This is a genomic window from Cytobacillus oceanisediminis 2691, from assembly GCF_007678455.1.
GTDB classification, from domain to species: domain Bacteria; phylum Bacillota; class Bacilli; order Bacillales; family Cytobacillaceae; genus Mesobacillus; species Mesobacillus oceanisediminis_A.
The window spans coordinates 1-253 of record NZ_VEEP01000307.1 but is presented as its reverse complement, the minus strand read 5'-3'; the positions used below and the strand labels follow the sequence as shown (position 1 = coordinate 253).

Here is a 253-nt window from a genome sequence, read left to right as displayed (position 1 = left end):
CCCCATTCATCTTTCTTTTCCACCATTTTCCCACCAATTTCTTTACCACCCTCTAAGCTCTGACTTGCACCCCAGCCGCACTGCATTTCGTTGCATGCTCGCACCTCATCTCCCTCAACTACATCATTCATTCTTTTTTCCATTACATTCAACATATTCTCCTAATCATCATCATTCATCACACAAACCTACAATCCAGTCTCCCAACCCATACGACTCATCTCTACAACTCTATCATCATCGTTCCCCATAT

1 protein-coding gene is annotated in these 253 nt (G+C 43.1%); it reads right to left on the bottom strand.

Annotation, left to right across the window (positions count from 1 at the left end):
- Positions 1 to 155: S-ribosylhomocysteine lyase (locus FS736_RS25755; RefSeq protein ID WP_472595149.1), on the bottom strand; the 155-nt coding region annotated here is incomplete at its 3' end.
- Positions 156 to 253: the final 98 nt, after the last annotated feature.